The organism is Bradyrhizobium sp. JR4.1 (genome assembly GCF_040548605.1).
GTDB classification, from domain to species: domain Bacteria; phylum Pseudomonadota; class Alphaproteobacteria; order Rhizobiales; family Xanthobacteraceae; genus Bradyrhizobium; species Bradyrhizobium canariense.
Map to the genome: position 1 here is coordinate 242,506 of NZ_JBEPRY010000010.1, position 9,225 is coordinate 251,730.

The 9,225-nt window shown below is 64.2% G+C and carries 10 protein-coding genes; 6 read left to right on the plus strand and 4 right to left on the minus strand.

Annotated features, from left to right (window positions below):
- Window positions 1-43: 43 nt before the first annotated feature.
- Window positions 44-1,687, plus strand: coding sequence for an alpha/beta hydrolase (locus ABIB90_RS21395; RefSeq protein ID WP_354201309.1), 1,644 nt, complete (start codon window positions 44-46; stop codon window positions 1,685-1,687).
- A 3-nt stretch (window positions 1,688-1,690) separates the two neighbouring features.
- Here the strand turns inward: ABIB90_RS21395 and ABIB90_RS21400 are convergent, their stop codons facing one another.
- Together ABIB90_RS21400 and ABIB90_RS21405 are read right to left on the minus strand one after the other, a co-directional pair.
- The gene (locus ABIB90_RS21400) at window positions 1,691-3,271 is read right to left on the minus strand and encodes an MDR family MFS transporter (RefSeq protein ID WP_354164344.1); all 1,581 of its coding nucleotides are present in this window, start codon (window positions 3,269-3,271) and stop codon (window positions 1,691-1,693) included.
- A gap of 155 nt (window positions 3,272-3,426) precedes the next feature.
- A complete protein-coding gene (locus ABIB90_RS21405; protein ID WP_219685593.1) occupies window positions 3,427-3,942 on the minus strand; it encodes a YcgN family cysteine cluster protein in 516 nt (171 codons plus the stop codon).
- A gap of 294 nt (window positions 3,943-4,236) precedes the next feature.
- Here ABIB90_RS21405 and ABIB90_RS21410 point away from each other — a divergent pair, with 294 nt between their 5' ends.
- The 3 genes from ABIB90_RS21410 to ABIB90_RS21420 are packed head-to-tail and all read left to right on the plus strand — an operon-like array spanning window position 4,237 to window position 7,694.
- Entirely contained in the window at window positions 4,237-6,525 is a 2,289-nt protein-coding gene (locus ABIB90_RS21410; protein WP_027516951.1) for a transglycosylase domain-containing protein, read from the plus strand.
- A gap of 9 nt (window positions 6,526-6,534) precedes the next feature.
- Complete coding sequence (locus tag ABIB90_RS21415; protein ID WP_007593444.1) at window positions 6,535-7,113, plus strand: DUF1214 domain-containing protein; 579 nt, start codon at window positions 6,535-6,537, stop codon at window positions 7,111-7,113.
- A complete protein-coding gene (locus tag ABIB90_RS21420) occupies window positions 7,110-7,694 on the plus strand; it encodes a DUF1254 domain-containing protein (protein ID WP_106942444.1) in 585 nt (194 codons plus the stop codon). The genes ABIB90_RS21415 and ABIB90_RS21420 overlap by 4 nt, the downstream gene beginning before the upstream one ends.
- A 321-nt stretch (window positions 7,695-8,015) precedes the next feature.
- Here the strand turns inward: ABIB90_RS21420 and ABIB90_RS21425 are convergent, their stop codons facing one another.
- Complete coding sequence (locus tag ABIB90_RS21425; RefSeq protein ID WP_354201306.1) at window positions 8,016-8,186, minus strand: hypothetical protein; 171 nt, start codon at window positions 8,184-8,186, stop codon at window positions 8,016-8,018.
- A 91-nt stretch (window positions 8,187-8,277) separates the two neighbouring features.
- Window positions 8,278-8,493, minus strand: coding sequence for a hypothetical protein (locus ABIB90_RS21430; RefSeq protein WP_245286123.1), 216 nt, complete (start codon window positions 8,491-8,493; stop codon window positions 8,278-8,280).
- Here ABIB90_RS21430 and ABIB90_RS21435 point away from each other — a divergent pair.
- Window positions 8,431-8,595, plus strand: a complete 165-nt coding sequence (locus ABIB90_RS21435) for a DUF2933 domain-containing protein (RefSeq protein WP_354164706.1) — start codon at window positions 8,431-8,433, stop codon at window positions 8,593-8,595. The two genes, ABIB90_RS21430 and ABIB90_RS21435, sit on opposite strands and share 63 nt — an antisense overlap.
- 15 nt (window positions 8,596-8,610) lie before the next feature.
- Complete coding sequence (locus ABIB90_RS21440; protein WP_354164337.1) at window positions 8,611-9,069, plus strand: hypothetical protein; 459 nt, start codon at window positions 8,611-8,613, stop codon at window positions 9,067-9,069.
- Window positions 9,070-9,225: the final 156 nt, after the last annotated feature.

The window sequence follows — 9,225 nt, forward strand, 5'->3', positions numbered from 1 at the left end:
GCTCGTTCGACGACAATTGCTCTCGCTGTCCGGTGTCGGCCTCATGCTGGGCGCTCTGTTCTTTGCGGCCGCACTGACGCCGACGCTGATTCCGCGGAGCTATCTCACGCAAGGCGCGCTTGCCGGCGGCTGTTTTGCGATCGGCTATTTCGCCGGCGTGCTGTGGCGCCGGCTATGGCACTATCTCGAATTGCCCGAACCTTCGCCGCGGGCGAGGTCGATTGCGAATGCGCTGGTCACGGCCGGTTGCCTGCTGGTCGTCGTTATCTTCCTGCGGCGAACCGCCGAATGGCAGAATTCGATCCGCACAGTGATGAAGATGACGCCGGTCGAGACCGCGCATCCGCTCAAGGTCTGCGTCATCGCCCTGATCACGTTCGCCGTGCTGCTGGTGCTGGGGCGGCTGTTCGTGTTTGTCGCCCGCTTCCTCGCCGTGCGCATAAAGCACGCCATTCCGCGGAAGCTCGCCAACGTGCTCGGCGTGCTGATCGCAGGCCTGCTGTTCTGGTCGATCGCCAGCAACGTCCTGGTCCGGACCGCGTTCAACGCGCTCGACTCCTCCTTCCGCGAACTCAACGCCCTGCAAGAGCCAGAGCGGCCGCAACCGGCCGCCCACGATCGAACCGGAAGTTCTGCCTCGCTGGTGAAGTGGCAGGAACTCGGGCGCATGGGGCGCCGGTTCATTGCCTCAGGCCCGACCGCGACGGAGATCAGGGCCGTTACGGGACAGCCCGCGCAGAATCCCCTGCGCGTCTATGTGGGCCTCGGCAGCCGCGACACGGCGCAGGCGCGCGCCAGGCTTGCGCTCGACGAGCTCAAGCGCCAGTACGGCTTTGAACGCAAGGTCCTGATCGTCGTCACACCGACCGGGACCGGCTGGGTCGATCCATCCGCGATGGATACGGTGGAATATCTCCATCATGGCGATGTCGCGAGCGTCGCGATGCAATATTCCTATCTCAATAGCCCGCTGTCGCTGCTGTTTCAGCCCGAATACGGAGTGGAGGCCTCGCGTGCGCTGTTCACCGAAATCTACGGCTACTGGACGAGCTTGCCCAAGGACAAGCGGCCAAAGCTGTATCTGCACGGGCTCAGCCTCGGTGCCATGAACTCGGAAAAATCCGCAGAATTGTTCGAGACAATCGGCGACCCCATCGCCGGCGCGCTATGGAGCGGAGCGCCATTCGAGAGCCGCATCTGGCGCTCGATTACCGATAACCGCAATCCAGGATCACCGGCCTGGCTGCCGGAATTCCGCGACGGCCGCTTCGTGCGCTTCATGAACCAGAACGGGCCGACGGTGGCGCCGGATACGCCCTGGGGCCCGATGCGCGTGGTCTATTTGCAATACGCCAGTGACGCGATCACATTCTTCGCCTACCGCGACGCCTATCAGGCGCCGGCCTGGATGAATGCGCCGCGCGGGCCTGACGTATCACCGGAGCTGCGATGGTATCCTATCGTGACGATGCTGCAGCTCGCCCTCGACATGGCGGTCGCAACCAACACGCCGATGGGTTTCGGCCATGTCTACGCACCCGAACACTACGTCGATGGCTGGGTCGCGGTCACAGCTGTCGGCGATTGGTCTGCCGAAGCGCTCGCACGGCTCAAGCAGCAGCTCGCAGCGAAAGCGCGGAAGACGGGCGCGGGCAATGGCGACGACGATCCCGATCGCGGTGGCTAACCCCTACTCCGCCATCTCCACCTGCTGCGTGACGGACGGACCGGCCAGCGGCCGCTCCTCCATCATGATCAGGCAGAGCGCGGCGCCGGCCATCAGCGCTGTCGCGGCGCCGAAGACGTAGCGGAACGCATGCCGCATGTCGTCGGCGCGAATCGCATTGACAGCGCCGTGATGTTCGCCGGCGAGCGGAACGTCGGCACCGAGCGCGATGAGCAGGATGGCCGCGAACGCCGCGACCGTGAACGAGGACATCAGCGAGCGGAAGAAGTTCAACGCGCCCGTGATGGTGCCGATCTGCGGGCGGGCGACCGAATTCTGCACCGAGACCACGCAGACCGGAAAGGTGGTGCCGAGGCCAAGCGCAAACGCAGCCATCAGCGTCAGCAGTGCCCAGAGCGGCAACGTCGTCAACGTGAGGCCGAGGCCGCACAGCGCAGCCCAGGACGTTCCGACGATGGCGACCCGCTTGTAGTGCTTGGCCCGCGCCATGGTGCGACCGGCGATGGCCGCGCCGCAGGTCGAGACCGCCGCGAGCGGAATCAGCGCGAGGCCCGCTTCGCTGGCGCTGAGGTGATAGACCGCCTCGTAATAGAGCGGCAGCTGCACTGTGAGGCCCGTGATCGCACCGAGCGCGCAACCGCCGGCCGTCAGCCCGAACGGCACAACCGATCCTCCGAGCAGCGGCAGCGGCAGGAACGGCTCGTCCGCGCGGCGTGCGTGCCACACGAAGGTGACCGCGAGCGCGACGGCGCCGCCCACCATCGCAAGCACGGTTGGCGAGAGCCACGGGAAGCGCGTGCCGCCCCAGGTCAGCACCAGCATGAAGACCACGGCGGAGGCCATCAGCAGCACGCCGCCGAGCCAGTCGACCTTGCGCTTGCGGTGGAACACCGGAATCTTCTTCATCCTGGGCAGCAGCAGCGCGATCGCCGCGGCCGCGAGCGGCACATTGATCCAGAAGATCATCGACCAGTGCAGATGCTCGGCGAACACGCCGCCGATGACCGGGCCGAGAATGCCGCCGACCATCCAGACGCTGGAGAAATAGGCTTGATATTGGCCGCGCTCGCGTGGGCTCACGACGTCGGAGATCACGGTCTGCACGACAGGCATGATGCCGCCGCCACCGAGCCCCTGGAGACCGCGTGCAAGAATCAGCATCGGCAGGTTCGGCGCGATCGCACACAGCACCGAGCCCGCGACGAACAGGCTGAGCGAGATGATGATCATCACGCGGCGTCCGTAGATGTCGCTGAGCGTGCCGAATACCGGCGCGACTGCGGTCGAGGCGAGCAGATAGGCGGTGATGACCCAGGAGAGATTGGAGACGTCGTGGAACTGGCGCCCAATGGTCGGCAGCGCGGTTGCGACGATGGTCTGGTCGAGGGCTGCCAGAAACATCGTCAGCATCAGGCTGATGACGATGGTGCGGACCTCGTCCTGCGACAGCGGTGCCGGCGGCGCGAGCGAGGGAGCGTCGTCGACGCTCAAGACCTCGCTCGAAAGGCGGGACAATTCCTCGGCGATATCGTCGGGCAATGTTTGGGTGTCGGCAGAACTGCTCTGCCGCTCGAACTTGTTCATCTCGATCGGAAGCCATGAGGCGGCCCAACGCCGCGAAGGATTCGTTCTATGCAGCCAATGTAGACAGCAAAGTTCTTCTCGGGCAGGCACCGCGGTGCATGGGAGCATCCCACCCCACGGCCATCCCGAAGACGTGATCTATCTGGTGCGACGGATCAGTCCTTCGGACGTCGCTTCAGGCGGGCCCGTTTCGGCAGCTGCGCCGGCCATTGCACGATGTGGTTCTCGAGCTCATCGTCCGGGATCTCCACCTCGCTGCCTTCGACCCGACCGCGTACGGAGACGCCGGCCTCATGCACGGTATTGGGATCGCCTGACACCAGCGGATGCCACCAATAGAGGTCGCGCCCTTCCGCCACGAGCTTGTAGCCGCAGCTCGGCGGCAGCCAGTTCAGGGTGCGGACATTGGCCGGGGTCAGGCGGACGCAGTCCGGAACCTTGTCGGAACGATTCGCATAGTCCTTGCAGCCGCAGGTCACTCCATCGAGCAGCTTGCAGCCGACATGGGTGAAATAGATGTCGCCGGTGCCCTCTTCCTCGAGCTTGTTCAGGCAGCAGCGGCCGCAGCCGTCGCACAGGCTCTCCCATTCGGGCCCCGACATCTCTTCCAACGTCTTGGTTTTCCAGAAGAATCCTTCCTGGCCTGAAGGTCGTTTGGGAGCTGCGGTCATGCGCCTCAACAAAAGTTCGAAAGAGCTACGGTTGGTGCCATCTAGGGCGTGCGGCCGTGGGGCCGCAAGCGACGCCCGCGTGAGGCCCGTAATGAACCGGGGTCAATTAGGCCTGTTGTTCAAAATCGCAAGCGTGACCATTGGTTTATAGGCCCTGCTCGGCTAGAAGGAACAGCAAGTCCCCACCGTCGCTGGCCGGGCGCCTTGGGTTTGCCGCAACACTCCCGCAAGACGTCTCGATGCCGCCCCGGCGGGGTGCTTGAACGCTTTCGAACCAAGCCGCAAGGGTTCTAGGTGCGCCAGATCATACCACCGCATTGGAAGGCCCGGATCCGGAATTTCTTCCTGGATCTCGATGCGCGCATCGACTCCTCGCTGTTCTCCTCGGCCAAGGGCATCCGCGAGCTCTACGAGCGCTACTCGACCTTCATGGACCGCTTCTATGTCGGGCGGTGGAAGCGCTGGGTGTTCATCGAGCCGCTGTCGGAAGCTGCGACCCTCGGCCTCGGCGGCCTGGTGGTGATGCTGACCCTCGCCATCCCGGCCTTCCGCGAGACCGCGGACGAGGACTGGCTGAAGAAGTCCGACCTCGCGGTGACCTTCCTCGACCGCTACGGCAACCCGATCGGCAGCCGCGGCATCAAGCACAACGACTCGATCCCGCTGGAAGATTTTCCGGACGTGCTGATCAAGGCGACGCTCGCGACCGAGGACCGCCGCTTCTACGAGCATTTCGGCATCGACATCGCCGGCACCGCACGCGCGCTCGTCACCAACGCCCAGGCCGGCGGCGTCCGCCAGGGCGGCTCGTCGATCACCCAGCAGCTCGCCAAGAACCTGTTCCTGAGCAACGAGCGCACTATCGAGCGCAAGGTCAACGAAGCCTTCCTCGCGGTCTGGCTGGAATGGCGCCTGACCAAGAACGAGATCCTCAAGCTGTATCTCGACCGCGCCTATATGGGCGGCGGCACCTTCGGCGTCGACGGCGCCGCGCATTTCTACTTCAACAAGTCGGCACGCGACGTGACGCTCGCCGAGGCCGCGATGCTCGCCGGCCTGTTCAAGGCGCCGACCAAATACGCGCCCCACATCAACCTGCCCGCTGCCCGCGCCCGCGCCAACGTCGTGCTCGACAACCTCGTCGACGCCGGCTTCATGACCGAGGGCCAGGTGTTCGGCGCCCGCCGTAATCCCGCCTTCGCGGTCGACCGCCGCTACGAGGCGTCGCCGAATTATTATCTCGACTACGCCTTCGACGAGATGCGCAAGCTGGTCGACACCTTCCCGAAATCCTACACCGAGCGCGTCTTCGTGGTCCGGCTCGCGATCGACACCAATGTGCAGAAGGCGGCGGAAGACGCGGTCGAGAACCAGCTGCGCCAGTTCGGCCGCGACTATCACGCGACGCAGGCCGCGACCGTCGTCTCCGATCTCGACGGCGGCATCCGCGCCATGGTCGGCGGCCGCGACTACGGTGCCAGCCAGTTCAACCGCGCCACCGACGCCTATCGCCAGCCGGGCTCGTCGTTCAAGCCTTACGTCTACACAACCGCGCTCCTCAACGGCTTCACGCCGAATTCGATCGTGGTCGACGGCCCGGTCTGCATCGGTAATTGGTGCCCGCAGAACTATGGCCATTCCTATTCCGGCGCAGTGACGCTGACGCAGGCGATCACGCGCTCGATCAACGTTGTACCCGTCAAGCTGTCGATCGCGATCGGCCAGAAGGAGCAGCCGAAGGCGCCGAACCCGGCCAAGATCGGCCGCGCCAAGATCGTCGAGGTCGCGCGCCGCTTCGGCCTCAAGGCGCCGCTGCCCGACACGCCGTCGCTGCCGATCGGCTCGGACGAAGTCACCGTGCTCGAGCACGCGGTGGCGTATGCGACCTTCCCCAACCGCGGCAAGGCGGTGACGCCGCATTCCGTGCTGGAAGTGCGCACCGGCGCCGGAGATCCGGTCTGGCGCTGGGACCGCGACGGGCCGAAGCCGCGCCAGGCCATTCCCGCCTCCGTGGCCGCCGACATGGCCGGCATGATGAGCCACGTCGTCAGCGAAGGCACCGCGCGCCGCGCAGCGCTCGACGGCATTCCGACCGCGGGCAAGACCGGCACGACCAATGCGTATCGCGACGCCTGGTTCGTCGGCTACACCGGCAATTTCACCTGCGCGGTCTGGTACGGCAATGACGACTATTCGCCGACCAACCGCATGACCGGCGGCTCGCTGCCGGCGCAGACCTGGCACGACATCATGCTCGCGGCGCATCAGGGCGTCGAGGTCCGGGAAATCGCCGGCATAGGCATGGGCCAGAAGCTGCCGCCCGAGCGGATCGCCAACGCGCAGGCCAATGCGGCGCCGAAGGTGCTGGAGACCAAGCCCGGTCCGCCGCCGGTATTGACCAAGCGCGGCGCTGACGTTTTGGTGCGGGTCGAGAAGCTGCTGGATGACGCGGCCCGGACCGCGACCAAATCGGCCGCCACCGACCCCAAGCAAGCCAAACCGGCATCGTCCACGAGCGCGCTCGCCTTCCCGCAGAACTATGCGGAAGAGAATGCGAACGCATCCGCTCCGCGCAAGAACTGATCGAAACCAGTGCGGCTGATCCTGATCACATTGACGGCCCTTCTGCTCGCAACCGTGGTGGGCGTCGGCGCGACCTGGATGACGACGACGCGCGGCACCGAGATCGGCGCGCTGACCATCGGCCCGTGGACCGCGCGCCCGCGCACCGGCACCGCCGACGTCGATCCATATTCGCGCGCCACCATCGTGCGCAACGGCGAGCTGCCGATCGGCACCGGCGACGGCGTCGCCTTCACCGCGACCGCCGACGACAAGAAGAAGGTGCTCGACGGCCGCTGCGACGTCGTGGTCTCCGGCGTGACGCCGCCGGCGCGGTTCTGGACGCTGACGCTCTACGACCGCAAGGGTCATCTCGTGCCCAATTCGCTGCAGCGCTACGGCTTCACCAGCCAGGAGATCGTGCGGCAGTCCGACGGCTCGTTCGAGATCCGCATCGCCTCGCGCTCCCGCGCCGGCAACTGGCTGCCGACCGGCGGCATCGAACGCTACGCGCTGATGCTGCGGCTCTACGACACTCCGGTCGGCGTTGCCACACGCACCCAGCGCGATGCGCCGATGCCCACGATCACGACGGCGGGCTGCTCATGATCCGGCTGTTGTTCACCATCGTTGCCGGCGTGGTGCTGGGCCTCGTGGTCCATCTCGTCAGCGTGCTGGCGTTGCCGCGGATCGCGACCCAGGACGCCTATTCGCGTCTGACGCCGATGACCAAGCTCAATGCCGTCACGCAGCTTCCGCTCGCCGATCCGCAGACCTCGCCGATGCCGTTCATGGACCCGGCCTTTGCGCTCGCGATCTGCCGCTACGATCTGTCGAACGGACCGATCAAGCTGACGGTGCCCGTCAGCCAGGCCTACACCTCGGTGTCGTTCTACACCCGCAACGAGATCGCCTATTACGCCATCAACGACCGTTCGGCCGGCAAGAAGGTGATCGAGCTCGACCTGATGACAGAGCCGCAGCACAACGAGCTGCCCGAGGACGAAGAGATCACCGCGGCCGACCGCCTGATCATCGATTCCCCCAGCACCACCGGCCTGATCGTGATGAAGGCGCTCGCCCCCGAGCCTGGCCTGATGCCGCAGGCGCAAGGCTCGCTCGCGGCCGCGAGCTGCGGACCGCAGACCGAGCCGCCCGCCAAGGCGGAAGCACCGCGGGGACGGCGCTGAGGCGCGCAGCTTCGGCGACGCGAAAACAAAAGTCGAAAAACAACCCCATGCACAGTAGCGTTAGCATTGAAATCGTTAGCCATTTTGGTTGTGCCAAATAGGCGTTTGGACCGATACATCCCTGCCCGTCGCGCAGTTCAGCTTTGACTCGTCGGGCAAAACACTGGCAGAATGGGAGCATCGAAAGTTCACCCGCGCGGAGCAATCCGGCGCGGGTTTTTTCATGCCGGGGCAGATTGCCATGATCCGCGGATGGCTATCGTTGCCATAGCAGGCGGGCGGAATGTTCGCGGGAGACGGCAGTAGTTTCTGGTGCCCGCTTCAGGTGCGATGCACCGCTCGCGGTCTAATAACAGCAGGAAGGAGTTGCGGCCAAAGATTGAAGAAGAAGACGTAGATGATCCCAACTGCCCACCCGTAGATCATGCTGGCTGCAAGGCCGTACATGAAGCTGCCGACGGTAATCATCTTGAAACCGGGAAAGACCGCCATCAAACCACCTTCTTGAAATCGCGATTTGACCCACATCAACTGCGGTTGCCGACCGTTGCGGGACCCGACGTTTGATTTGCATCAAGGGCTTTCATGCGAAACCTGCGAGTTTGGTTTTGGTCCTGTTGGCAACAGGGCAATCAGGCAATGGTGCCGTCTTGAGGATGCCGCGATGACCTTGCCGGACCATGTTCACGATCAGTCCGGCGCACGCTGGGGCTTGTCGCGCAATTCCCTCATCGTTATGGGGCTTGCCGTCATCGCGGCAATCTCCGGAGCGCTCCTGTTCACCCAGCATCAGGCTCATGTACTCGGTGCTCTGCTTTGGCTGCCCCTTTTGGCTTGTCCGCTTATGCATTTTTTCATGCACGGTAGGCATCGAGGAGCTGGGGGCCATCACCACGGCTGAATTTGGGGGCGCCCTATGCGCAGCAAAGAATTCGGCTGGTCTGCTTCGTCAATCCTTCTGGGGCTTTCCGGAATCATCCTGATCAGTGTCGGCGGGTATTTCCTTTTCCTTCGGCCTGCGCTGCTGCCGGAGGACATCCGCTACATGAACCTTACGCCTGTCGAGCTGGAATCGATTGGTCCAAGGTTGGCAAGGTGGCTTGCACACGTATTCAACGTATTGGGCGGCTACGTGATGGCGACGGGTGTGCTTACGCTCACTCTAGCCATGACGGCTTTTCGCCAACGAAGTACTTTGGCGCTGGCTGGTGCTATTGTTGCAGGTGTGGTCTCGATAGGCTGGATGGCGGCCGTCAACGTTATGATCAACTCGGACTTCAAATGGGTACTGCTCGGATTTGCGCTCATCTGGGCTGCCAGCATCGCGGCCTTCGCCGCTGAAGTTCGCCGGTTCGACACCAGCCCCGTTTGCTGATGTCCGCTAGGTGTCACAAGCCGCAGATCACGCTCAAGGTGGGTGACTTCCGCTTTACGTCGGATTGTGTTGCAAAACTCGTTTCTGACTTGGGGGCGAGCTTGGCTTTGGAGTTTCGGCGGTTTTTTTGGTACGGCGTGTCGGCGGTTTCCATTT

Excerpts from the sequence above, each read along its gene's own strand:
- ABIB90_RS21395 (WP_354201309.1), top strand. The coding sequence starts at position 44 with ATGCTGGGCGCTCTGTTCTTTGCGGCCGCACTGACGCCGACGCTGATT.
- ABIB90_RS21420 (WP_106942444.1), top strand. The coding sequence starts at position 7,110 with ATGATCCGGCTGTTGTTCACCATCGTTGCCGGCGTGGTGCTGGGCCTC.
- ABIB90_RS21430 (WP_245286123.1), bottom strand. The coding sequence starts at position 8,493 with ATGAGCCTGATGCTGGGTGAACAGGAGCGCTCCGGAGATTGCCGCGAT.
- ABIB90_RS21400 (WP_354164344.1), bottom strand. The coding sequence starts at position 3,271 with ATGAACAAGTTCGAGCGGCAGAGCAGTTCTGCCGACACCCAAACATTG.
- ABIB90_RS21440 (WP_354164337.1), top strand. The coding sequence starts at position 8,611 with ATGCGCAGCAAAGAATTCGGCTGGTCTGCTTCGTCAATCCTTCTGGGG.
- ABIB90_RS21425 (WP_354201306.1), bottom strand. The coding sequence starts at position 8,186 with ATGGCGGTCTTTCCCGGTTTCAAGATGATTACCGTCGGCAGCTTCATG.
- ABIB90_RS21405 (WP_219685593.1), bottom strand. The coding sequence starts at position 3,942 with ATGACCGCAGCTCCCAAACGACCTTCAGGCCAGGAAGGATTCTTCTGG.
- ABIB90_RS21435 (WP_354164706.1), top strand. The coding sequence starts at position 8,431 with ATGGGGCTTGCCGTCATCGCGGCAATCTCCGGAGCGCTCCTGTTCACC.